The organism is Aeromonas sp. ASNIH4 (assembly GCF_002934425.1).
Taxonomy (GTDB): domain Bacteria; phylum Pseudomonadota; class Gammaproteobacteria; order Enterobacterales; family Aeromonadaceae; genus Aeromonas; species Aeromonas hydrophila.
The window spans coordinates 1,834,143-1,857,675 of sequence record NZ_CP026217.1; the positions used below are offsets into that span (position 1 = coordinate 1,834,143).

Below are 23,533 nucleotides of genomic sequence, written 5' to 3' on the forward strand. Positions count from 1 at the left end.
CAAGCAATGGCCTTTGATTTCACTGGCAAGCGGGTCTGGGTGACTGGCGCCGGGCGCGGCATCGGCCGCGAGGTGGCAACGCAGTTCGTGGCGGCCGGAGCAATCGTGGTGGGGCTGGATCTGGCGTTTCCCGAAGCCGACTACCCCTATGCCACCCGGCTGCTCGATATTGGCGACTCGAAGGCGGTCAACGCCTGCTGCGCAGCGCTGCTGGCGGACGGCGGGCTGGATGTGCTGGTGAACGGGGCCGGGGTACTGCGCCTCGGCCCCACCGAAACCTTAAGCGATGACGACTGGCACGACTGCATGACGGTCAACGCCAGCGGCGTCTTCTATCTGCTGCGGGCCCTGGTGCCCCACTTCAAGGGGCAGCGGCGCGGTGCCATCGTCACCATCGGCTCCAACGCCGCCCATGTGCCGCGCATGCAGATGGCGGCCTATTGTGCCTCCAAGGCGGCGGTCACCAGCCTGACCCAGACGGTGGGGCTGGAGCTGGCCCCCTTCGGCGTGCGCGCCAACCTGGTGTCGCCGGGCTCGACGGATACCCCCATGCTGCGCGGCATGCTGCCCAGCGAGGAGGCCATGGCCCGCACCATCGCCGGGTTGCCGGAGCAGTTCAAGCTCGGCATCCCCCTGCGCAAGGTCGCCACCCCGGCGGAGATCGCCCATACCGTCCTTTTCCTGGCCTCGGATCTGGCCAGCCACATCACGCTGCAGGATCTGGTCGTCGACGGCGGCGCCACCCTGAGTGCCTGAGGCTTGAGAAACAGATGAACAATATGATTTTGCTGTTGAAACAGCTGGAACGGCAGGGGGTCAAGCTGGCGCTGAACGACAAGGGCCAGCTTATCTCCCAGTCGAGCAAGGAGGCGGTGACGCCGGCCATCGGCGCCACCATCAAGGCCCACAGGGATGAACTGGTGCGCTGCCTGGCGGCCCGCGCCGCCTTCGAGGCGCCCATTCTTGCGCAACGTGAGGCCGAGGGCGCCCGGCAGGGGCCGCTCTCCTCGTCCCAGAGCGGACTCTGGTTTATCGAGCAGTACGAGGAGGCCTCCCACCTCTACAACATGCCGGTCTATTTTCGCGTCAAGGGAGAGCTGGACACGGCGGCGCTGGAGTTTGCCTTCGACCACCTGTTTGCCCGCCATCCCAGCATGCGCACCCGCTTCATCAAGGACGAGGCGGGCAGGGGCGCGCAGGAGATCCTGCCCCACGTGCCCTTCAAGCTGCAGATTGAGGACGTGAGCGCAGAGCCCATTGCCGAGCGCGAGGCCTATGTGGCCCGCCGGGTGCGCGAGGAGATCGGCCGCCCCTTCTCCCTGACCCAGGGGGATCTGAGCCGGGTGCACCTTATTCGGCTGGGCAGCCGCGAGCACGTGCTGCTGATCACCCAGCACCACATCATCTCCGACGGCTGGTCGGTCAAGAACATGTTCGCGGATCTCAAGCGCGCCTTTCTTGCCCACCAGAATCGCGAGCCCCTGCAGGTGAGCGAGCTGCCGCTCACCTACATCGACTATGCCCGCTGGTTCAACTCACCGCGTTTTCTCGATTATCACGCCGAGTTCAAGCCGTTCTGGGTCGATCGGCTCGGTGGCAGCCCCGAGGTGCACGGTCTGCCGCTCGACAAGCCGCGCCCGGCCCATCAGGCCAGCGGCGGCGAGCTGGTCTTCTCCACCATCGACAACGATCTGTGGGAGAGTTTCAAGCGCCTCTGTCAGCGCCACAGCACCTCCAACTTCATCGGTCTGCACGCCCTGTTTGCATTGCTGATGGTGCGCCAGAGCGGCGAGAAGGAGGTGGTGATCGGCACCCCGCTCGCCTATCGCGAGCGCCACGAAATCGAGTCGCTGGTGGGTTTCTTCGTCAATACCCTGGTGCTGCGCACCCGGCTTGAGGGGCGCCCCAGCTTTGTCGACTATCTGCAGCAGTGCCGGGAGGAGGATCTGGCGGCCTTCGATCACCAGCTCTACCGCTTCGAGGCGCTGGCCGAGGCCATCGGCGCCGATCGCACCACCGCCATCAACCCCATCTTCCAGATCATGCTGGTCTATCAGGCCAAGGTGGACTTCAACGATCTCATCCCCGGCTGCCAGCTGGTGGAGGAGACCTCGCCGGTGCTGCCGGCCAAGACCGACATCTCGGTCAAGGTGACCGAGCTGATGGACTCCGTCAGGGTGGACTGGCTGTTTGCCACCGCCCTGTTCGAGCGAGAGACCATCCAGGCTCTTGCCGATCGCCTGCTGCACCTGATGCGCGCCGTGGTGGCGGCCCCCGAGACCGACATCTGGCAGCTACCGCTGGAGGCGGGCACCGACGAGGCGGCGCTGGCCGCACAGCTTGCCGATCTGCCGCTGGACTACCCGAGCCGCGACACCCTGCTCTGTCATATCGAGCGGCGCGCCACGCAGTTGCCGGACTCGCTGGCGGTGAGCGACGGCGTGCAATCGTTGACCTATGGCGAGCTGGAGGTGCGTGCCAACCGGCTGGCTCACTGGCTGCAGGCTCAGGGGGTCACCCCGGGCGCCGCCATCGGCATCCAGGCCAGACGCGATGTCGCCTTCGTCATCGCCCTGCTCGCCTGCTGGAAGGCGGGGGCGGCCTATGTGCCGCTCGACCCGGCCTATCCCGCCGAGCGGCTGGCCCATATCCTCACCGACGCTGGCATCAGCCTGGTGTTGGGGGGCGTGCCGGATCCGCGGCTTGGCGAGGCGCTGGCGGGCACGACTGCCGAATATCATGATCTGCACCAGCTTGCGCTGGACAAGGTGCCAACCAGCACACCCGCACTGCCCCGGGACGCAGCCATGCTGGCCCAGATCATCTACACCTCCGGCAGCACCGGCCTGCCCAAGGGGGTCATGGTGGAGCAGGGCAGCCTGGTCAACCTGATGGCGGATCACGGTGAGCGCATTGCCCTTGATCAGAATGGCGCCATGTTCAACTGCATGTCCCTCTCGTTTGATGCGGGCAACATGACCGCCTTGCTGCCCCTGTACTGCGGCGCGGCCCTGCACTTCGGCGAGCCGGGCGAGGGGGTGATCAGTGCAGCGGTCGCTTGCGGTGCCAGCCATATGATCCTGCCCACGGCGCTGTTGGCGAATCTATTGCCAGTGGCGGATCTCGGTTCCCTCAAGGCCATCGGTTTTGGCGGCGAGGCGTGCCCGAGCAGCCTGGTGGAGCGTTGGGGGGAGCGGGTGGCGCTGTTCAACATGTACGGCCCGACCGAGTGCACCGTCACCGCACTCTGCGCGCGGCTCACCCCGGGGGAGCCCATCACCATAGGTCGACCGGTCAACCACCTGAAGGCGCTGATCCTGGACGAGGCGGGCAACCTCTGCCCGGTGGGGGTGCCCGGCGAGCTCTGCCTGGCAGGGTTGGGGCTGGCCCGCGGCTACCTCAATCTGCCGGAGCGCACCCAGGAGGCCTTTATCGAGCTGGCGCTGGCGGAACGTACCCATCGCCTCTATCGCACCGGCGATCGGGCCCTGCTGCGCCGCGATGGCAACATCCAGTATCTGGGCCGGATAGACGAGCAGATCAAGCTGCGCGGCTATCGCATCGAGCCGGGGGAGATAGAGACCCGGCTTGCCGAGTTGTGCCCGGTCATCCGCCAGATCAAGGTGGTGGTGCAGGAGGGTCGTCTGCTCGCTTACGCCTGTTTGCAGGCCGGGGCGAGCGAGCCCGACGGCGACGCCCTGCTGCAGCGAGCCGGCGAGTGCCTGCCCGAATACATGGTGCCGGCGCGCCTCTGCTGGCTGCCCGAGATGCCGCTCACCCCCAACGGCAAGCTGGACTTGCGCCGCTTGCCCGCCATCGTCTGGCAGCAGAGCAAGGGCGAGCCGCAAAACGAACTGGAGCAGACAGTGCTGGCCATCTGGCAAGGGGTGCTTAAGCAACCGCTCGGGGTGGAGGATGACTTCTTCCGCTTAGGCGGTGACTCCATCCTCAGCATCCAGCTCACCACCCGGCTGCGGGATGCGGGACTGCATTGCAGCGTGAAGGACGTGTTCGAAGCCAAGACGGTGCGTCGCCTCTGCCGCCAGCTCGGCCAGCAGCAGGCAGTCAGCCACAGGAGCGAGCAGGGCAGCCTGACCGGCGAGTTCCCGCTCCACCCCATTCAGCACTGGTTCTTCGAGCAGGGCTTTGCCAAGTCCGGTCACTGGAACCAGGGGGTGATCCTGCGCCTGCCGGCCGGGGTGGACGATGAGGCCCTGCGTGGCTGGCTGGATGCGTTGCGCCAGCACCACGATGCCCTGCGTCTGGCGGTGACCCCGACCGGCCAGCGCTACCTGGCCGAACTGCCATTGCCGCCGCTGCCGACCCTGGATGCCGCCAATTTCGATGAGGTCGAGCTGCAGGCCCGCCTGACCGAGCTGCAGGGAGATTTCGACCCTGCCAGCGGCCACACCCTGGCCTGGGCCCGCCTGCGCAATCTCGCCCTCGAGGGGGCGCGCGAGGGCGAGACGGTGGAGGGGCTCTTCCTCGCCTTCCATCACCTGGTCATCGATGCGGTCTCCTGGCGCATTCTGGCCGAAGATCTGGCTCGGGTGAGCAGGGGCGAGCCGCTGCCCGCCAAGGGCAGCAGCTATCGCCAGTGGGGCGAGGGGCTGGCGGCCTACGCCAAACGGGAAGAGGAACAGCTTGGCTTCTGGCTGGCTCAGGGGGAAGGCAGCCAGGGTCACCTGCTGGAAGCGGCGCGCGCCGCCGATGGCCGAGCCGCCGCCAGCCTGCTGCAACTGAGTCAGGAGACCACGGCTCGTCTCATCGACGCCGCCAACCAGGCCTACTTCACCCGGGTGCCCGACCTGTTGCTGACGGCACTGACTCGTACCCTGAGCGAGCAGGGTTACGGCAGCCGTCACTGCGTGATGCTGGAAGGACACGGCCGTGAGGCCATCGATGCTGAACTGGACGTGAGCCGTACCCTCGGCTGGTTCACCAGCACCTACCCGCTGGCGCTGGCGGATGCCGGGGCGTGGGATGCGCTGGTGTGCGCCACCAAGGAGCAGCTGCGCGCCGTGCCGGACAAGGGGGTGGGTTTCAACGCCCTGCGGCTGCACCACCCACGTGGCTGGGCACTGCCCGAAGCCCTGGTGGTCTTCAACTATCTGGGGGTCAGCCATCAGGGCGAGGCCGCTCAACCCTGGCAACCCCTGCCGCTGGCGCCGGGGGCCCCCACGTCCCCTGACAACCTGCCGCGCGAGCTGGTCAGTCTGCACGGGGGCGTGTTTGATGGCCGCCTCACCCTGCGCCAGGTGGGCGCCCTCAACCAGCAGGCGAGCGACGCCTTGATGGCGCGGCTGGCGGACAACCTGACGGCGCTGGTGGAACACTGCTGCGCGGTGAAGGCCCCACGCCATACCCCGAGCGACTTCCCGGGGCTTGGCCTCTCGCAAAGCGCGCTCGATCGGGTGCTGAGCGGGCGCGAGGTGGAGACTCTGCTGCCGATGACCTCTTTGCAGCAGAGCATGTTCCATCACAGGGCGTTGCTGCCCGGGGATCACGCCTATCACCTGCAGACCGAGATGGACTATCACCAGCCGCTGGACGTGGCGGTCTACCGTCAGGCCTGGCAGGGGCAGATCGCCCTTTGGCCGGCCCTTCGCAGCGAACTGGTGCTGGCGGACGGGGTGGCGCTGCAGCGCATCCTCAAGCATGCCGAGTTGCCATTCCACTATGAGGACTTGTCCGAGGTAGGGAATGAGGCGGGAGAGGCCGAGGCACGGGTCCAGGCCTATCGCGAGCAGGATCTGGCCCGCCCGATCCCGCTCGATCAGGCGCCCCTGCTGCGCCTTGCCTGCTTCAAATTGGCCCCCGATCACCACAAGGTGATCTTCAGCGCCCATCACGGCGTGCTGGATGGCTGGAGCGGCCCCGTGTTGCTGGGTTCCCTGCATCGCGGCTATCAGGCGCTGATGAACGGCCTGTTGCCGCAGCGCGAGCCGGATACGGCCTGGCTCGAATTTGGCCGCCATATCGCCAGCCAAACCCGCAGCGCCGACGCCTACTGGCAGGGGCGGGGCGAGCTCTTGGCAATGCCTAACGATCTCGCCTGCCTGTTTGGGGTGACGCTGGACGCTAGCTCAAGCGGGCGCCATACCCAGCAGCGACCGGCGGTGCGCGCCACGGCATTGCCGGCCGAGGTGGCGACCTTGCTCGCGCACCGTGCCCGCGAGCTTGGCGTGACTGCGGGCCTGTTGGCCCAATATGCCTGGCACCGTCTGCTGGCACGCCGCTCTGGCGATGCCGTCACCCTGGTGGGCAATGTGACCCCGGGTAGGGATTACCCCATCGAGGGGATCACCGCGAGCGTCGGGCTCTACATCAACAGCCTGCCACTGGCGCTGGCGTGGTGCACCGAGCTGACCCTGGCCGAGCATATCGCCCGGTTGCAGACCGATTTGATGGCGCTCAACGAGCACGGCACCCAGTCACTGGCGGCACTGACCAAAGGCCGAGCACGCCTGTTCCAGAGTCTGTTCGTGTTCGAGAACTACCCCATGCCGGCGGTCCCTGCCGCCCCCGAACCCCACCAGCTGGTGCCGCGCTTTGGCACCGTGGTGGAGAAGGTGGAGCTGCCGCTCTCCTTGGTGGTCAGCAGCCGGGGCGAGACGCTCCAGCTGCGCCTCGAATTCGACGGCGAGCAGATCCCCGAGACCCGGGCCGAGGCGGTGCTGGCTGACTGGCTGGCCGAGCTCGACTGGCTGGCGCAGGCGGATCTGAGCCAGCCGGCCAGAGTGGCGGCGGCACAGCCCCCGGTGATGCCACAGGTGGCCTCCACCAGGGTTGAGTCCGGCCTGGCTCAGCCGCCGGCCGAGGCCCGCGCGCTGGTGGCCCTGTGGGAGCGCCAGTGCGGCGTGCCCGGCATCTGGCAGCAGACCCTGTGTGAACTCGGGGTGGATTCGGTGCAGCAGCTCGCCCTGCTGGCGGCCCTCAACGAGGCGTTTGGCCAGGAGCGGGCGCCGCTTACCCTGCAGATGCTCAAGGCCCATCCATCCCCCAGCCGGCTCTATCGGCACTGGCTGGTGCGCCAAACGGAGGCCGCGCTATGACAGTGACCATCAAGCATGAGGCTTCGCTCGTGCAAACCCGGCCTGCCCCCCGCGAGGGGGCGGCCAATCTGGGTGCGCGGCTGGCGGCTTGCCTCTCTGCCACCCCGCTGGCCCCCGCCATCCGTATGGGCGGGGAGGGCATCAGTGAGGGCGGATCAGATGAGCAGTGGCTTAGCTACGGCGCGCTCAATGATCGGGTTGCCCAGATTGCCGCCCGATTGCAGGGGCTGGCGGTGGGGGAGCGGGTCGGCCTCTATCTCTCCCGCAGCCCCGATCTGGTGGCCAGCCTGCTGGCCTGCCTGCGGCTCGGCCTCACCTTCGTGCCCCTTGAGCCGGACTTTCCGGTGGAGCGGCTGCAGGGGATCGCCCGCCAGGCGCGCCTGTCGGCGGTGATCTGCGACGGCGACAGGCCGGCTCCCGCCTTCGGCTGTCCACTGCGCACCCTCGACGGACCGGCAGCGGCAGGGCCCGTCTCCTGGCCCCAGGTGGATGACGCCCTGGCTGCCTACATGATGTTCACCTCGGGCTCCACCGGCGAGCCCAAGGGGGTGGTCATCAGCCGTCGGGCCCTGCTCTGCTTCCTCGACGGGATCCGCGAGCGGCTCGGGTTCTCACCTGGCTGCCACTGGCTCTTTATCACCACCCCGGCCTTCGACATCTCCCTGCTGGAGATGCTGGGGCCGCTCTGGGGCGGTGGCCGGCTCACGGTGGCCGGCGGCGAGCACAACAAGGATCCGCTGGGGATGCTGGCGCTGCTCGAGGCCGATCCCTCCATTAACTGGCTGCAGGCCACCCCGGCCTGCTGGCGCATGCTGCTCAAGGCGGGCTGGCAGGGGCGCAATACCCTCACCGCCCTGTGTGGCGGTGAGGCGCTGGACTCAGGATTGGCCGAGCAGCTCTGTGCCCGCACCCGGCGGCTGTGGAACTGCTACGGGCCGACCGAGGCCACCGTCTGGTCGCTGGTGAGCGAGGTGCGCTGGCCACCGACTGATGGCCAGATCACCATCAGCCACAGCCTGCCCGGCTATCGGCACTGGGTGCTGGATGAGGCGGGGCAGCCGGTGGCAGAGGGGGAGTGCGGCGAGCTCTGTATCGAGAGCCCGGCCCTGTGCGAGGGGTACTGGCGTAAGCCGGCTTTGACCAGCGCCGCCTTCCTGCGCCTTGCCACCCATCGCCTCTATCGCACCGGCGATCGGGTGCGGCGGCTGGGGGCGGACCGCTTCCTCTATCTGGGACGGCGCGACGATCAGGTCAAGCTGCGCGGTTTTCGCATCGAGCTCGGCGAGGTGGAGGCGGGACTGCGCCGCCAGGCCGGGGTGCAGGAGGCAGCGGTGCGTCTGGTGGGCGAGGGGGACGAGGCCATGCTGGTGGGCTACGTGGAGGCGAAAAGCGGGGTGACCCTCAATCGCCTCTCCCTGCGCAAGGGGCTGCAGGCGACGTTGCCGCACTACATGGTGCCGGCGCGGCTCATCCTGCTGGATGCCCTGCCCAAGACCGGCAGCGGAAAATTAGATAGGAAGGCGCTGCCCTTGCCCGAGTAAGTGCCGCGCAGCAGATAAAAAAGAAGCCCGCAAATGCGGGCTTCTTTGTGGGCGCTGATCACGCGGGCTTATTGGGTGATGGGGGCCGCATCGGGTTTGGCCAGCAGTTGCTCGACGTCGTCGATCACCTTGAGGGCCGCCTGGGGGCCGCCGGTGGAGGTCCACAGGGAGCCGTCCACGGCGCCGAAGCGCTTGCTCTTGATGGCGCCGAGCTGCTGGAAGGCCGGGGTCTGCTCGGCCTGCTTCATGGCATCCACCGCATCGCCACTGGCGCTGAGGGTGCCGATCACCAGCCAGTCGCCGTCCAGCAGGTTGAGGGATTCGAGGCTCAGGGCCGGGGAGTGGGGGGTCTTGTCACCGATCTGGTGGGTCGGCCGGGTCAGCCCCATCTCTTCCACCACGCTGCTGGCGAAGGTGCCGCTGTGCATGTAGCTCGGGCCCTTCGGGTTCCAGCGCACTATGCTCAGGCGCTCACCCTGATGCTTGGCGAGCTTGCTGCGGGCTTCCTGCAGGCGGGCGTCATACTGGGCGAGGAAGGTCTTGGCTTCGGCGTCCCGGTTCAGCACGTGGGCGCTGCGATTGAAGATCTCCTTCCAGGAGTCACCCCAGTTGCCGGTAACCACGGTGGGTGCGATCTCCTTGAGCAGGGCCAGCAGCTCGGGCTTGGTCTGGCCGGTGAGGATGAGATCGGGTTCGAGGTCGATCAGCTTCTCCAGGTTGGGGTTGTCCAGATCGCCGACCACGGCGATCTCCTTGCCCGCCTGTTGCAGCAGGTAGCGGGGCAGGGTGGACTGGCCGCGGCCATTGACGGTGCCGACCGGCTGCAGCCCCAGGGTCAGGGCGCTGTCCAGATCGATTTCGCTCAGCACCACCACCCGTTTGGGCTGGGCCGGTACGACCTGGGTCTTGCCGTCGGCATCGGTCACCTGACGGGTCTCGCTGCCGGCCTGTGCCTGGAAGCCGACCAGACTGGCCAGCATCAGCACGGCAGCCAGGGGAGAGGAGATCTTCATCGTTACATCCTTCTTGGTGAAATCAGTGGAACACTGGGTCCCAAACGGGCGAACTCATGCTACCACAAATTCAAATGATAAGAATTGTCATTTGTGTTTGTGGCGTAGGGAGAGGACGGTTTGCTACCATGCGGGCTCACCAACCAAGGGCTCTTCGTGATGTTCATTGCCAGCGCGCCAGCCTGTTCACTGGATCGCTTTATCGTGCAGGCTGACAGCCTGCCGCTGCCCGGCGCGGCGCATCTGGCGCTGCAACGGATCTGCTTTGATCCCGCCGCCTTTACCCCGGCCTGTTACGACGCGGCCGGCATGGTGCTGCCCGCCAGCTTGCAGCGCGCGGCCCCCAAGCGACTGGGGGAGTTTTTGGCCGGCCGGCTGGCGGCGCGCCGGGCCTTGCACCCCTTTGGTCTGGGCCAGCAGCAGGTGAGCATAGGGGAGGCTCGCGAACCCTGCTGGCCTGCGGGGTTTGAGGGCAGCATCAGCCACAGCCTGTTGCAGGGGCGCGGCATGGCGCTGTGTGCGGTACGCCCCGGTCGGGCGGGAATGGGACTGGATCTGGAGGGCTGGCTGGCAGAGGGGCAGGCGAGCGAGCTCTGGCCCGGCATTGTTAGTGGAGAGGAGTGGGCCCGGCTGGCGGCAACTGCCCCTGCCATCGGCCTGAGCAGGGCTGAGGCGCTTACCTTGATTTTTTCGGCCAAGGAGAGTTTGTTCAAGGCGCTCTACCCCAGGGTGGGGCGCTATTTTGACTTTCTCGATGCCCGCTGGCTGACCATGACGGCGCAGACCCTCACCCTCGAACTGGTGGGCGGACTGACCCCGACACTGCCCGCCGGTTGGCGCTGCACTGTGTACTGGCAGCCAATGTACTGGCAAACACTGCATTGGCAAACACAGCCGGGCGGGGTGCTCACCAGCCTGCTGCTGTGAGTGGCGGCGCGCCGAGCTGCAAACATCAAAAAACCGCCTCTCGGCGGTTTTTTGATGTGGCTCAGGCCGGCTGGCGCATGGCAAAGGCGTGCGGTCTGCGGCGCGGCACTATGATGGGGGCGCCGTCACCGGGGGCATGCAGTATGTCCACGTCGGTCTGGTAGAGGCGGTCGATGAGGGACTTGGTCACCACCTCGCGGGCCGGCCCCATGGCCTGGATGCCGCCATCCCCCAGCGCGATCAGCTCGTCGCAGTAGCGGGCGGCGGTGGCGAGATCGTGGATGACGATGAGCACCGTCTTGCCCTCGGCGGTGATCTGGTGGATGGCCTCCATCACCTCGGTCTGGTGACCAATGTCGAGGGCGCTGGTGGGTTCATCCAGCAGGATGATGTCCGCATCCTGGGCCAGCACCATGGCGAGCCACACCCGCTGGGCCTGGCCGCCGGAGAGAGAGCTGGCGCTCTGCTGCAGAATGTCGCCCAGCTGCATCCGCTCGCAGGCCCAGCGCACCATGCGCGCATCCTCCTCGCTCCACTGATTGAACCAGCCCTGATGGGGATGGCGGCCGTACTGCACCAGCTGCTCGACCTGGATGCCGGCGGGCACCAGCGGACGCTGGGGCAGGTAGGCGAGCTCGCGGGCCAGCGCTTTCTTGCCGTAGCTGGCCAGCGGCTTGCCCTTGAGCAGGATCTCGCCGGCTTGCTGCTGCTCCTGGCCTGCCAGGAGTTTGAGCAGGGTGGACTTGCCGCCGCCGTTGGGGCCGACGATCCCTACCAGCTTGCCCTGGGGAATGGTGAAGGAGATGTCCTTGAAGACGGGCTTGTGCTGATAGCCAAATTGCAGGTGATTGATGGTGAGCGTCATCAGGCGGCCCTCGGTCTGTCTTGAAAATGGATGAATGGCATCGTCAGTCGGCCTTCTGGCGGTCTTTGAGCAGGATGAACAGCAGCAGCAGGCCGCCGAGAATACGGGTCATGATGCCGGTGGCCACTTCGTGGGGGCTGGCCAGCACCCGCACCAGGGTGTCGCTGGCCAGCAGCAGCAGGGCGCCGCACAGGGCGGCAATCCACAGCGGCACGATGCGATCCCGGCTGAGCCAGGAGGCGAGCACCGGGGCCGCCATGGCGATGAACACCACGGGGCCGCCGATGGCGGTGCCGAGCGCCGCCACGACGATGGCCTGGGCCAGCACGCCGAGCTGCACCCGGTTGACGTTCACCCCCAGACTCTGGGCGGTGACGGGGCCGAGGCGCAGCACGCCCAGAGCCCGGGAGAGATAAATGATCCAGGGGCAGACCAGCAGGATCAGGATCCCCACCGGCAGCACAGTGCTGTAACCCTGGCCGACGAAGTTGCCCATGTTCCACAGGTAGAGGCTGGTGAGGTGCACCAGCGACTGGGTGGACATCACGAACTGGCCGATGGCGTTCATCAGCTCGGAGACGCCGATGCCGATCACCACGAACAGATAGCCCTGCTCCCCCGGCTTGTTGCACAGGGCGTAGAGCACGGCGGCGGCAAACAGGGCGCCAAGCGGGGCGGCCCACCAGGGCCAGCTGCCGAGGGTCAGGTAGAGGGAGAAGGCGATGATGGCCAAGGAGGCCCCCTCGTTGACCCCGATCATGTCCGGGGTGGCGAGGCGGTTGCGAATGAGGGTCTGCACCAGGCAGCCGGAGAGGCCCATGGCCGCGCCCGCCACCAGCACGGCGACGATGCGCGGCAGCCGGATCTTGAAGACGGTCACCTCGCTCAGCCGGTTGCCCTCGCCAAGCAGGGTCTGGATCACCCCCAGCATGGTGAGCTTGCCGGAGCCCAGGGTCAGCGCCAGCAAAGAGAGCAGCACCAGGGCGACCAAGAGCCCCAGCGTGATGAGCCAGGCGCGGCGGTGCAGCAACAGGGTGCGGCTGCCAACGCGCAGGCAGACGGTGCCGGTGGGAAGCGCCGTGTTGAGGGTGGGATGGATTGGATTGTTCATGAGGCAGGCAACCTTATTTGACGGCCAGCAGGGAGCGGAAGCCGCCGCTGCGCACCACCAGGATGAGCACGGGGGCACCGATCAGCGCCAGGATCACCCCGTTGGGCAGCTCGAACGGCTGGATCAGCCAGCGTGCCAGGATGTCGGCGCCGAGCAGGAACAGTACCCCGAACAGGGCGGAGAAGCGCACCTGGATGGCGAGGCGCACCGGCTCAACCAGACGGGCGCAGTAGGCGGCGAGAAAACCGACGAAGCCGATGGGACCGGCGATGGCGATGGCGCAGGCGGTAAACAGGGTGGCGGCCAGGAGCACACCGATGCGCACCCGGGTCGGCCGGATGCCGAGCGCCAGCGCCTGGTTGTCCCCCATCTGCATCAGGGTGAGCTGACGACAGAGCGCCAGGGTCAGCAGCAGGCCGAGCAGGGCAAAGGGCATCACGGTGAGCACCGCATCGAGATCCGAGGCGGCCAGCGACCCCAGATTCCAGAAACGGAACTGTTCCAGCACCACCTGGTTGGAGAGCAGCAGGAAGTTGGAGAGGCCGCCGAAGGTGGCGGAGAGGGCAACCCCCACCAGGATGAGCTTGAGGGGGTTGGAGCGCCCCACCATCAGGCCGAGGCCGAGCACGATGAGGTTGCCGAGCAGGGCCCCCATGCCGGACCAGAGCAGGTAACCGTAGGCGGATTCGACGCCAAAATAGGTGAGGCCGATCACCAGGGCGAACACGGCGCCGGCGTTGACTCCGAGCAGGCCGGGTTCGGCCAGCGGATTGCGGGTGGCGCTTTGCAGCATGGAGGCCGCCAGCGCAAGACAGACGCCCACCACCAGGGCACACAGGGTGCGGGGCAGACGCAGGGTATGAACGATCATGGCGAGCTTTTCATCGGCCATGAGGGCGGGATCGCCCAGCAGAAATCCGGCGACCTCGCGGCCACCATAGACACCGGCGCCGGTGGCCAGTGAGAGACAAATGAGCAGGAACAGGAGAACCACTCCCAGCCAGAACAGGTGTGTTTGGTGTCTGTGCACCCGGCTACTCCTTAATGTCGAGGCAATAACAGCAGAAAAGGGAGCCCTGATGGGCTCCCTGCGGGGTTTACAGCTTGTAATCCACGCCGGCGTAGACGGTACGACCTTCCAGAATGAAGTCGGCGTCGGTGGCGACCTGGTCACGCTTGGTGTTGGTGAGGTTGGTGATGCCCAGCTTGAAGTCGAGCTCCGGGGTCACCTTCCACTTGGTGTTGACGTCCAGGGTCTGGTAGCTGTCGGACTTGAGCGCCTGGGAGTTGTGCATCGGCACCTTGATGAACTGGCTGCCCACGTACTGCCAGGCCAGGTTGGTGCTGACGATCTCGGTGGCTTGCCAATCCAGGCTCAGGTTGCCGGTGTGATCCGGGGTCTTGGCCAGATCGTCGCCAGTGCTCTTGTCTTCGGAGTCCAGCATGGTCCAGTTGCCGGTCAGCTTGACGTCGTCCATCACATCGACCCAGCCGGTCAGCTCCAGCCCCTTGACCCGCGCCTTCTTGACGTTGAGGTAGGTCATGACGGTTGGACGGTAGCCCGGGCCCCACTGATCGCTCTGGATCAGATCCTCGATGTCGTTGTGGAAACCGGTGAGGCCGGCGCCAAAGCGATCGGCTTCATAGGCGGTGCCCAGCTCGTAGCTGACGGCGGTTTCCGGTTTCAGATCCGGGTTGCCGATCACCTTGCAGGCGCCGCGGCAGGCGGTGGTGGCGAAGCCTTCGCTGGACTGGGCCAGGGTCGGGGCCTTGAACGCCTTGCCGGCGCCACCCTTGATCACCCACTCGTCGCTCAGCTTGTAGAGCGCATAGGCGCGCGGGCTGAACTCGTTGCCATAGGTCTCGTGGTGATCCAGACGACCGGAGAGGGTCAGCGCCAGATCTCCCAGGCTGAACTCGTCCTGCAGGTAGAGGGCGCTCTGGCTCGCATCCACGCTGCCGCTGGTGATGCTGCGGCTGTGCTCCAGCTCGGTCTTGCGGAATTCCGCGCCTGAGGTCAGCAGGTGATCCCCGAGGTAGCCGCTCAGCTGGCCGTCGACCGTGTGGTTGGTCTGGGTAACATCGGCCGCGCCGCCATTGAGCTGGGAGTCATCCATCAGATCGGTCTGTTCGAAGTAGTAGCGGGCGCGGCTGTCGAAGTGCTCCCAACGACCGTTGTGGGTCAGCCCCAGGCTCAGGCGATCGAGTTTTTGCACGTTGTGCGGGGTGGCCGGGGCGGTGGGGGCACGCGGCACGTTGTTGAAATAGCTGTCCATGTCGTTCTGGTTGTAGCCCAGATCGAAATCGATATCCTGGTTGTCACTGACCAGCCACTTCAGGCTGGAGAGCATGTTGACCACTTCCCGTTTCTCCAACGCATCGGCGTCCTTGTTGTTGGACTGATCGCTGTGCCAGCGGTCGCGCTGATAGCCTTCCACCACCAGGCTGCCGAGCAGCTTGTTGTCGATCAGGGCGCCGGAGACGAAGGCGTTGCCACGGTTGGCATCGCCACCATCACCCTTGGTAGGCATGGTGTGGATGTAGCCGAAGGCCGCCTCGGTCTGCTCCTTGGCCTGGCGCAGGATCACGTTGACCACGCCGCCGAGGGCGTCGGCGCCATAGAGGGAGGAGACGGGACCGCGGATCACCTCGATGCGCTCGATGGCGGCCATGGGGATGGAGCTCAAGTCGAAGTCATTGCCAAACGAGCTGCCCAGGGTCTCGCGAGCGTTGACCCGCTTGCCGTTGATCAGCAGCAGGGTGTAGTCGCCGCCCATGCCGCGGATCTTGATCTCGCTGCGGCCGGTGGGGTTGGTGCCGATGATGTTGACGCCGGGCACGTGCTTGAGCGCTTCGCCGACGTTGTTGGCGTTCATCTTGTCCAGATCAGCGCGGGTCACCACAGAGACGCTGGCCGGGGCGGAGAGTTCGGTGTGCTGGGTCTGGGTGGCGGTAACCACCATGGTCTCGTTGGCCTTGACCGCTTCGGCCTGGGCCAGGCCCGGCAAGGCAAACAGGCCGAGGGAGAGCAAAATCGGGTTCAAGCGAAATACGCCAGGCTGCAACTGCATAGTCAAAACTCCATGAATAAAACAGAGGTTATGGGGTCCGGCTCTGGGGCCGGTGGCTCACTGACTTCCTTGTCTGGCGGTGCCAGACTCGGGGTTATTGTTATTCCTTGTCTGTGCCAGCCCCTTGAGCAGGAGCCAGACACCGCCGCAGGCCAGCAGGCCGCAGCCGATATTGATCCAGGCCAGATGGGCAAATCCGTGCAGGACGCCGCTCTGATCCGACACCAGCAACCTGGCGGAGAGCAGGCTTCCTAGCCCGGCCGCCACATTGGTGACCGTGCCCTGAAAAGACATGAAGGCGGCGCGCTGATGGGGGGCCGGGATGGAGGCCGTGATGGCGAGGGTGGTGCTGGAGCGGGCCGAGCTCAGCGCCATGAACAGGGTGAACAGCAGGTAGACGGGCACGCCGACCGGCATGGCGAAACCGAGCATGGTGATCAGCGCCAGCAGCAGGCTGGTGATCAGGATGGCGGCCTGGGCCCGGCCCTGATCAATCCAGCTGCCGCACAGCCGCATGGTGGCCATGCTGGCGAGGCCGCCGCACAGATAGAGGGCGGCGATCTGCTCGCGCGGGAACGCCAAGTTGAACTGGAAGTAGTTGGCAAAGTGCGGGATCAGCAGGAAGTGACCGAACATCTGCAAACAGAGGATGAACAGGGCGCCCTGGCAGAGCGGGGAGGCCAGCAACTGGCGCAGGCCGCTGCCGTGAGGGGCGCGGCTGACCGGCAGCGAAGGCAGCAGGGTGGCGCAGAGCAGGGCCAGCAGCAGGCCGCAGACGCCAAACAGCAGGAAGGGGCTCTGCCAGCCAAACCACTGGGCCAGCACCAGAGCGATGGGCACCACCAGGATGGCGGCCAGCGAGAACGCCATGCCCACGTAGGCGAGACGACGGCCCCGCTCGGCAGGCGGTACCAGATCCAGCACGGCGGCCATCAAGATGGCGGCGAGGGGTCCGGCCACACAGCCCGACAGGACGAACAGCACCAGCAGCTGCTGGCTGTTTTGCACCAGGGCGCAGGCCATCAGCAGCAGAAAACGCAAGGTGAGCAGCACCAGCAGGGCCGGTTTGCGGTTGACCCGATCGAGCCAGGGTGCGGCGATGAGCCCCATCAGGGCGGCGCCCAGGGTGGCACCGCCGCTGAAGTAGCCGGTCTGTTCCGGCTGCATGCCGAGGCTGATGACCAGATCCGGCCCGAGCGGCATCACCATCATCATGCTGCCCATGGAGAGCATGTTGACAAGCAGGGCCAGGTGGATGGCGGCGGGGGTGGTGGTCACTGGCTTCATCGACGGCAAGCTCAAAAAAATGAGACCGAATTGTATCCGAGCGATTTTTTTGTGACAACAAATGGTAATTATTTTTATTTGTGTTATTTGATCTGTCTCTGCTCTTTTCATAGAAAAATGAAGGGCCTGACCTTCACGACGCGCATTGCTCACGGGCAAAATCATTGAAAAGCGGGGCGGATGGCCCATGATGACGAGGTGATATGCAGGACATGATCTCGTTGGCCGCCGAGTGGGAGGGGAGGACAAAATGAGAAGATGGCGCGGGTTTGGATTCTGGCTGCTGTGGGGGCTCTGGTGTCTGCCGCTGCGGGCCGAGGTGAAGGTGATCCCGGTATTCGAGACCCAGGCGGCTGTGCAGACCCTCAAGGATCTCTATCCGGAGCTGGGGGTGAGCGCCATGGGCAACCAGCTGGTGCTGAGCGGCAGCGCCGCCCAGCTGCAGGAGGCAGAAGCGGCGCTGGCCAAATTCAATCAGCCGCCCCAGAGCCTGCTCATCGAGTGGCGGGTGGATGGCGCTTCCAGCAGTCAGCAGGCCGGGGTGGGGCTGGGCCGGGATGCCGCCAAACGGCAGTGGTTGCTGGAGGGCAATGCCCAGCAGTATCAACGCAGCCAGAGCGACAGCTGGCAGGTACGTGGCCTGTCGGGTCGGCCGGTGTTATTGCAGATGGGTACCTATCAACCGGTCACCTTCTATCAGTGGAATGGAGGGGCAGTGGTGGGGATGATGCCGTTGGTGAACGGCCTCTATGCCACCGCCACCCTGATCGGCGACAGGGTACAGATAGCGCTCAGCAGCGAGCAGGCCAGGCTGGAGCAGGGCACCATCAACCGGGGGCAGAGTGCCACCGAGGTGAGCGGTGCCCCCGGTCAGTGGCTGACGGTGGGGGAGCTCTCTACCAGCGCGGCGCAGCAGGGCAGCAGTCTGGGCACCCAGTTGCAGGGGGGACGTGGCAGTCAGAGCGATCGCCAGACCCTGCAGATCCGGGTCACGTGCCAGTGAGGTGCCTGGCTGATCAGTTGCCGGCGTGGGGTTGATCGGCTGCGTATTCACGCAGCTGGCGGCTGCGCAGCAGGTACCAGAGTGACCAGAGGGTAGCGACCAGCACCAGCGCGGTGGGCCAGCTGAACGACCACTTCTGCAGATTGAGACTGTGCAGTTGCATCAGCAGGCCGCTGACGGCAGAGCAGAGCAGCAGCAATGGGCTGTGGCGCCTGAGCCAGGCCCGGAGGCTGCGGGTCTGCTGATAGGTGCCGCCGCAGGCGAGCAGCGCCATTATGGCGGGCACGTCGGTCAGCAGGCTGATGTAGAGGGCGAGCCGGTCCGGGTAGAAGAGGGTCAGGATGGCGCTGCCGCTCTCGCGGGTGACGCCGGCCATCAGAAACAGCCAGACCGAGCGGGTCAGCAAGAGTGCGATGGGCCAGAACCAGAGCGGGGGACGCAGCTGGCCGTGATCGTCATATCTGTGTTCGGGGTAGAGGGTCATGGTTGCCCGGGGTCGTCTGTGCAAAGGATGAAGGGGATATGGGGCGAAGGGGCGCCCTTTGCAAGGCGGGCGAGGGGCGGGAATTAATCGGGGGGCCATGCCCCCCAATCCGCTTATCTCTTTTCGTGCCGGGTCGCCGGCGTCACAGCCAGCCTTTTCGCTTGAAGAAGAGGCCTGTGCCGAGCGATGACATCACCATTAGCACCAGAGAGAGCGGATAGCCGTACTCCCAGGCGAGCTCCGGCATGCGGCCGAAGTTCATGCCGTAGATACTGGCGATCAGCGTCGGCGGCAGGAAGATGACCGCGGCTACCGAGAAGATCTTGATCACCTTGTTCTGCTCCAGATTGGTGACCCCCATGGAGGCCTCCAGCTGGAAGTTGATCTTGTCGAACAGGAACTGGGTGTGGGGCAGCAGGGACTCCACGTCGTGCAGCATCTCGTCGATCCACTTGTTCTGCTCGTTGCTCATCCGCTGACGCAGGCTGCGTTTCAAGAAGCGCAGGGCGCGACGGGTATCGTGCAGGGAGAGACGGATCTGGCCGTTGGCCTCTTCCTGGGCCATCAACTCCTTGAGCATGGGATTGATCTGATCCGGCTCGAAGATCTGATCGGCGGTGTTTTCCAGGGTCTTGTAACCATCTTCGATGAGATCGGAGAGGTATTCGACTTTCAGGTTCTGCACCTCCAGCAGGATGTCGAGGGCGTCCTCCACCTCCAGCCGATCCTGGCGCATGTAGTGGCGCAGCAGGCGTACCAGACCGATGTCATCCTCGCGGATGCTGATCAGCAGGTTGTTGCGCAGGGTAAAGGAGACGTGGACACCCTTGGTGTCACGGCCGATCCGCTGGGGAAACAGGGAGTGAATGTGCAGACCGTCGGTATCCCAGTAGAAACGGGCGGATGCTTCGATGTCATCGAGCTCCTCCTTGTCGGGAACCTCTTCCAGAAACAGGCCCGTCAACCATTCTCGTTCCGCCGTGTCCGGCTTGTAGGCATCAAGCCAGACGGTGTTGTCAGGCACTATGTCGTCAGGCCCGAGCGTGACTATGTCCAGTACCTTGTTATTGAGAATGTAGGCGGTGATCATCTGTCCCCCCTTAAGAAGTCATGGGTAATCAGGGATGGTTGCACAGGTCATGCGGCCTAGATCGCATAGAAAGCGATCCCGTGGACAAGCTGAACGGGCCGATGGAAAACCTGAATGCGGCGAACTATACAGGGGCGGGCCGCGCTTGTCAGGGTCTATTCATCGGAGGTTCAGCCTGTTCGCTCAAAAAAACAGCGAGGTCGGAGCAGCCACGCCGACCTCGAAACGGGTGATCCCGGCGTCGCCTCCTTTATTCCCCCTGGCACGCGGGAGGAGTCGGGCTCACCGGCCGGGATGGCGGGCTGCCGAGCGCCCTGCGACAGCCCTGGCCGCGCGCCGGAAACCGCCTCTATTTGATGTGTTGGGGCTGAGCATTTTTGTTGTCTGCACAGGTCTGCACAGGTCTGCATGGGCAAGCCTGTTACATGTTGGGATAGTTGGGGCCACAGCCGCCCTGCGGCGGTGTCCAGACGATGTTCTGGCTCGGATCCTTGATGTCGCAGGTCTTGCAGTGGATGCAGTTGGCCGCGTTGATCTGCAGGCGGGGCAGGCTCTCTGAACCCAGGATCTCGAACACCCCGGCCGGGCAGTAGCGCTGGGCGGGTTCGGCCCAGGTGGGCAGGTTGACCGCCACCGGGATAGTCTCATCCCGCAGCTTGAGGTGGCAGGGCTGATCCTCGTCGTGGCTGGTGTTGGCGAGGTAGACAGACGAGAGCTTGTCGAAGCTGAGCTTGCCGTCTGGCTTGAGGTAGTCGATGGGCTGGCAGCGGCTGGCCATGCGCAGCTGGCGGTAGTCTGGCTCCTTGTCCAGCAGGGTGAAGGGCGAGGTACGAGCAAACAGCCGCTGCTCCAGCCAGTTGAAGGCGCCACCGAGCCAGGGGCCCCAGCGGTGCAGGGCGGCGCCGAAGTTGCGCGCCGTTTTCAGCTCATGGGCCAGCCAGCTCTGTTGCAGCGCATCGCCGTATTCGGCCAGATCCCGGCCCCCTTCATCGCCGCCGCGCAGACTCATGGCGACTGTCTTGGCCGCCAGCATGCCGGACTTCATGGCGGTGTGGATCCCCTTGATGCGGGAGAAGTCGAGGGTGCCGGCATCGCAACCGATGAGCAGGCCGCCGGGAAAGTGCATGCGGGGCAGGGAGTGCCAGCCCCCCTTGGCGATGGCGCGGGCGCCGTAGCTGATGCGCTCGCCCCCCTGCAAAGCCGCGGCGATGAGCGGGTGGTGCTTGAGGCGTTGAAACTCGTCAAACGGGCTGAGCCAGGGGTTGCGGTAGTTGAGATCGACGATGAGACCGACCGCCACCTGATCCTGCTCCAGATGGTAGAGATAGAAGCCGCCCTGGCTCTTGTCTTCCTTCCCCTCAGAGAGCGGCCAGCCGCTGCCGTGCAGCACCCGGCCCGGTTTGCCCTGGCCGGGAGGGAGCTGCCACAGCTCCTTGAAGCCGATGGCGTAGTGCTGCGGCTGGGCGGCGTTTTCCAGCTGAAAGTCGGCGATCAGCTGCTTGCCGAGATGGCCGCGCGCCCCTTCGGCAAACAGGGTGTAGCGACCGAGCAGCGCCATGCCGGGCACGTGATCCGCTTTCGGATTGCCCGCTCGATCCAGCCCGAGATCGCCGGTGATCACACCCTTGACCCGTCCCGCTTCCATGATGAGTTCGCTTGCGGTAAAACCCGGGTATATTTCGACTCCCAACTGTTCGGCCTGCTGACCGAGCCAGCGACAGAGGTTGCCGAGGCTGATGATGCGGCAGCCCTCGTTGTGCATGCGCGGCGGCACCGCCCAGTTGGGCAGTTGCAGGGTGCGGCTGTCGCTTTGCAGCAGGTGCACCTGATCGTCGTTGACCTCGACCCCGAGCGGGGCCTGTTGCCAGCTCTCTGGCAGCAGCTCCTTGAGGGCGACGGGATCCAGCAGGGCGCCGGAGAGCAGATGGGCGCCGATCTCCGCCCCCTTCTCCAGCAGGCAGACCGACAGCTCGGCATTGTGTTGTTTGAGGGCGATGGCGGCACTGAGTCCCGCCGGGCCGCCACCGACGATGACGACATCAAATTCCATTGCTTCGCGTTCCATCTTGCCTCTGTGCTCGACTTGGCCTAGGGTAGTGCTGGTAGTTTACGTAAACGTAAAGTAAATGTAAGCAAAAAAATGTGAGGGTTTTCATGGATTCACTCAACAGAAGCGAGGGATGCGCGTCATGAAGCTGCTGGTCGCGGTCAAGCGGGTGCTGGATTACAACGTCAAGGTCCGGGTCAAGAGCGATGGCTCAGACGTGGAGCTGGCCAACGTCAAGATGGGGATCAACCCGTTTTGTGAAATTGCGGTGGAGGAGGGGGTCAGGCTGCGCGAAGCCGGCGTGGCGAGCGAGCTGGTGGTGGTGACCTTCGGCCCCGAGGCAGCGGCTGAACAACTGCGTCACGCCCTGGCGCTGGGGGCGGACCGGGCGCGTCATTACATGACTGGCGAGACCCTGACCCCGCTCACCGTGGCTCGCGCCCTGCAACAGGTGTGCGAGCTGGAGCAGCCCGATCTGGTGCTGCTCGGCAAGCAGTCCATCGATTCCGACAACAACCAGGTGGGCCAGATGTTCGCCGCCCTCAATGACTGGCCACTTGCCACCTTCGCCTCCGCCATCAAGCTGGTGGAGGGGGAATTGCAGGTGACCCGCGAGATCGACGGCGGCCTCGAGACCCTTGGCATGCCGCTGCCGGCGGTGGTGACCGTGGATCTGCGCCTCAACGAGCCGCGTTTTGCCTCGCTCCCCAACATCATGAAGGCCAAGCGCAAGCCGCTCGAGAGCGCGCCCTTTGCTGACCTCGGCGTCGAGCCGGCCGCTCAGACCCGGCTGCTCGGGGTGATGGCCCCCGCGGCCCGCAGCGCCGGCATCATGGTTGGCTCGGTGGACGAGCTGCTGGAAAAACTCAAGCACGAAGCGAAGGTACTCTGATGCTGTCAGCAATCAACAGAACCCCGCCCGTCGGCGGCAAGCTCGAGGGCGTGATGGGCGCACAGGCAGGGACATCAACGGACGATAGCAAGGGGCAGTCATGAGCGTATTGATCATTGCCGAACATCATCAGGGCCAGTTGGCCGACAACGTGGCCCGTCTGGTCACCGCCGGGAGCCAGCTGGGCGGCGAGGTGCATCTGCTGTTGCTGGGGCAGGGGCTGACCGAGGCGGGCGAGCAGGCCGCCGCCCTGCAGGGAGTGAGCCGGGTGCTGCTGGCCGAGCATCCCATGCTGGCGGAGGGGCTGAGCGACGGGGTCGATCCGCTCTTGGCCCATATCGCGCGGGATTATCAGCACTGCCTGATGGCCGCCAGCACCCAGGGCAAGGATCTGCTGCCACGGGTGGCGGCCAGGCTCGGGGTGGAGATGCTCTCCGAAGTGACCGGCATCGAGAGTGGTGATACCTTCCTGCGCCCCATCTACGCGGGCAACGCCGTGGCCCGGGTGGCCAGCAGCGCCCCCATCAAGGTGCTGACCATCCGGCCCACCGCCTTCGCCAAGGCGGCGAGCGGTGGCCAGGCTCAGGTAGAGCGGTTGCCGGTGAGCGAGGTGGCCTGCCGTACCCGCCTCATCGAACGGCGCGCCGTGCGCTCCGCCAGACCCGAGCTCGCGGCGGCACGGGTGGTGGTTTCCGGTGGACGGGCGCTCGGCTCCAAGGCGCAGTTCGCCCTGATAGAGGCGCTGGCCGACAAGCTGGGCGGCGCGGTGGGGGCATCGCGGGCCGCGGTGGATGCGGGCTTTGTCGCCAACGATCTGCAGGTGGGCCAGACCGGCAAGGTGGTGGCTCCCGAGCTCTACATCGCGGTCGGTATTTCCGGTGCCATCCAGCATCTGGCGGGGATGAAGGAGTCCAAGGTGATCGTCGCCATCAACAAGGACAGCGAGGCCCCCATCTTCCAAGTGGCCGACTACGGGCTGGTGGGGGATCTCTTCACCTTGCTGCCGGAGCTCACCGCCAAGCTGTAACCTGATGAAAAAGGGGGCCGGGGGCATTGAGCACCGGCAGACGCCTGTTTCCACGCATGTTCTCTGCAAGCCCTGACCCGTTCAGGGCTTTTTTCTGTCGGCGGGTCGACAAAAGGTTGA

Annotated in this window: 16 protein-coding genes; 7 read left to right on the forward strand and 9 right to left on the reverse strand. The window is 65.6% G+C overall.

Features of this window, described 5'->3' with window-relative positions; translation table 11 throughout:
• Window positions 1-6: 6 nt before the first annotated feature.
• Genes amoA through amoH form a run of 3 tightly spaced genes read left to right on the forward strand, consistent with a single transcriptional unit; the run spans window position 7 to window position 8,596 of the window.
• Window positions 7-756 (forward strand): amonabactin biosynthesis protein AmoA, encoded by a 750-nt coding sequence (gene amoA, locus C2U40_RS08495; RefSeq protein ID WP_005301647.1) that lies wholly within the window; start codon window positions 7-9, stop codon window positions 754-756.
• A gap of 14 nt (window positions 757-770) precedes the next feature.
• Window positions 771-7,055 (forward strand): amonabactin biosynthesis non-ribosomal peptide synthetase AmoG, encoded by a 6,285-nt coding sequence (gene amoG, locus C2U40_RS08500; RefSeq protein WP_146054369.1) that lies wholly within the window; start codon window positions 771-773, stop codon window positions 7,053-7,055.
• Window positions 7,052-8,596, forward strand: a complete 1,545-nt coding sequence (gene amoH / locus C2U40_RS08505) for an amonabactin biosynthesis glycine adenylation protein AmoH (protein ID WP_103827586.1) — start codon at window positions 7,052-7,054, stop codon at window positions 8,594-8,596. Before amoG ends, amoH begins: the two co-directional genes overlap by 4 nt.
• A 68-nt stretch (window positions 8,597-8,664) precedes the next feature.
• On the opposite strand, the gene C2U40_RS08510 is transcribed toward amoH, so the two are convergent.
• The gene (locus tag C2U40_RS08510) at window positions 8,665-9,609 is read right to left on the reverse strand and encodes an amonabactin ABC transporter substrate-binding protein (RefSeq protein WP_017778923.1); all 945 of its coding nucleotides are present in this window, start codon (window positions 9,607-9,609) and stop codon (window positions 8,665-8,667) included.
• Between the two features lie 156 nt (window positions 9,610-9,765).
• Between C2U40_RS08510 and amoD the strand changes: the two genes are divergently transcribed.
• Window positions 9,766-10,536, forward strand: coding sequence for an amonabactin biosynthesis phosphopantetheinyl transferase AmoD (amoD, locus tag C2U40_RS08515; protein ID WP_158656433.1), 771 nt, complete (start codon window positions 9,766-9,768; stop codon window positions 10,534-10,536).
• A gap of 61 nt (window positions 10,537-10,597) precedes the next feature.
• Here the strand turns inward: amoD and C2U40_RS08520 are convergent, their stop codons facing one another.
• The 5 genes from C2U40_RS08520 to C2U40_RS08540 form a co-directional block, all read right to left on the reverse strand.
• A complete protein-coding gene (locus C2U40_RS08520; protein ID WP_045526902.1) occupies window positions 10,598-11,401 on the reverse strand; it encodes an amonabactin ABC transporter ATP-binding protein in 804 nt (267 codons plus the stop codon).
• Between the two features lie 43 nt (window positions 11,402-11,444).
• A complete protein-coding gene (locus C2U40_RS08525) occupies window positions 11,445-12,512 on the reverse strand; it encodes an amonabactin ABC transporter permease subunit 1 (RefSeq protein WP_158656434.1) in 1,068 nt (355 codons plus the stop codon).
• A 13-nt stretch (window positions 12,513-12,525) separates the two neighbouring features.
• Window positions 12,526-13,542: an amonabactin ABC transporter permease subunit 2 gene (locus C2U40_RS08530; protein WP_011705838.1), complete on the reverse strand. Its 1,017-nt coding sequence runs from the start codon at window positions 13,540-13,542 to the stop codon at window positions 12,526-12,528.
• A gap of 67 nt (window positions 13,543-13,609) precedes the next feature.
• Window positions 13,610-15,583, reverse strand: coding sequence for a siderophore amonabactin TonB-dependent receptor (locus tag C2U40_RS08535; protein WP_103827588.1), 1,974 nt, complete (start codon window positions 15,581-15,583; stop codon window positions 13,610-13,612).
• 57 nt (window positions 15,584-15,640) lie between these two features.
• Window positions 15,641-16,870 (reverse strand): siderophore amonabactin export MFS transporter, encoded by a 1,230-nt coding sequence (locus tag C2U40_RS08540; protein WP_158656435.1) that lies wholly within the window; start codon window positions 16,868-16,870, stop codon window positions 15,641-15,643.
• 250 nt (window positions 16,871-17,120) lie between these two features.
• On the opposite strand from C2U40_RS08540, the gene C2U40_RS08545 reads away from it, so the two are divergent.
• Window positions 17,121-17,873 (forward strand): hypothetical protein, encoded by a 753-nt coding sequence (locus C2U40_RS08545; protein ID WP_103827590.1) that lies wholly within the window; start codon window positions 17,121-17,123, stop codon window positions 17,871-17,873.
• Window positions 17,874-17,886: 13 nt separating this feature from the next.
• On the opposite strand, the gene C2U40_RS08550 is transcribed toward C2U40_RS08545, so the two are convergent.
• The 3 genes from C2U40_RS08550 to C2U40_RS08560 all read right to left on the reverse strand — a co-directional run bounded on the left by C2U40_RS08550 (window position 17,887) and on the right by C2U40_RS08560 (window position 21,512).
• Window positions 17,887-18,357 (reverse strand): DUF2919 domain-containing protein, encoded by a 471-nt coding sequence (locus tag C2U40_RS08550; RefSeq protein WP_181014777.1) that lies wholly within the window; start codon window positions 18,355-18,357, stop codon window positions 17,887-17,889.
• 142 nt (window positions 18,358-18,499) lie between these two features.
• Window positions 18,500-19,447 carry a magnesium/cobalt transporter CorA gene (gene corA, locus C2U40_RS08555; RefSeq protein WP_011705843.1) on the reverse strand — a complete coding sequence of 316 codons (948 nt, stop codon included), beginning with the start codon at window positions 19,445-19,447 and terminating at the stop codon, window positions 18,500-18,502.
• A 421-nt stretch (window positions 19,448-19,868) separates the two neighbouring features.
• On the reverse strand, window positions 19,869-21,512 hold the full coding sequence (locus C2U40_RS08560) for an electron transfer flavoprotein-ubiquinone oxidoreductase (protein WP_103827592.1): 1,644 nt from the start codon (window positions 21,510-21,512) through the stop codon (window positions 19,869-19,871).
• Window positions 21,513-21,636: 124 nt separating this feature from the next.
• Here C2U40_RS08560 and C2U40_RS08565 point away from each other — a divergent pair, with 124 nt between their 5' ends.
• Complete coding sequence (locus C2U40_RS08565; RefSeq protein ID WP_181014778.1) at window positions 21,637-22,386, forward strand: electron transfer flavoprotein subunit beta/FixA family protein; 750 nt, start codon at window positions 21,637-21,639, stop codon at window positions 22,384-22,386.
• A 100-nt stretch (window positions 22,387-22,486) separates the two neighbouring features.
• Window positions 22,487-23,413 carry an electron transfer flavoprotein subunit alpha/FixB family protein gene (locus C2U40_RS08570; protein ID WP_017408213.1) on the forward strand — a complete coding sequence of 309 codons (927 nt, stop codon included), beginning with the start codon at window positions 22,487-22,489 and terminating at the stop codon, window positions 23,411-23,413.
• Window positions 23,414-23,533 lie beyond the last annotated feature (120 nt).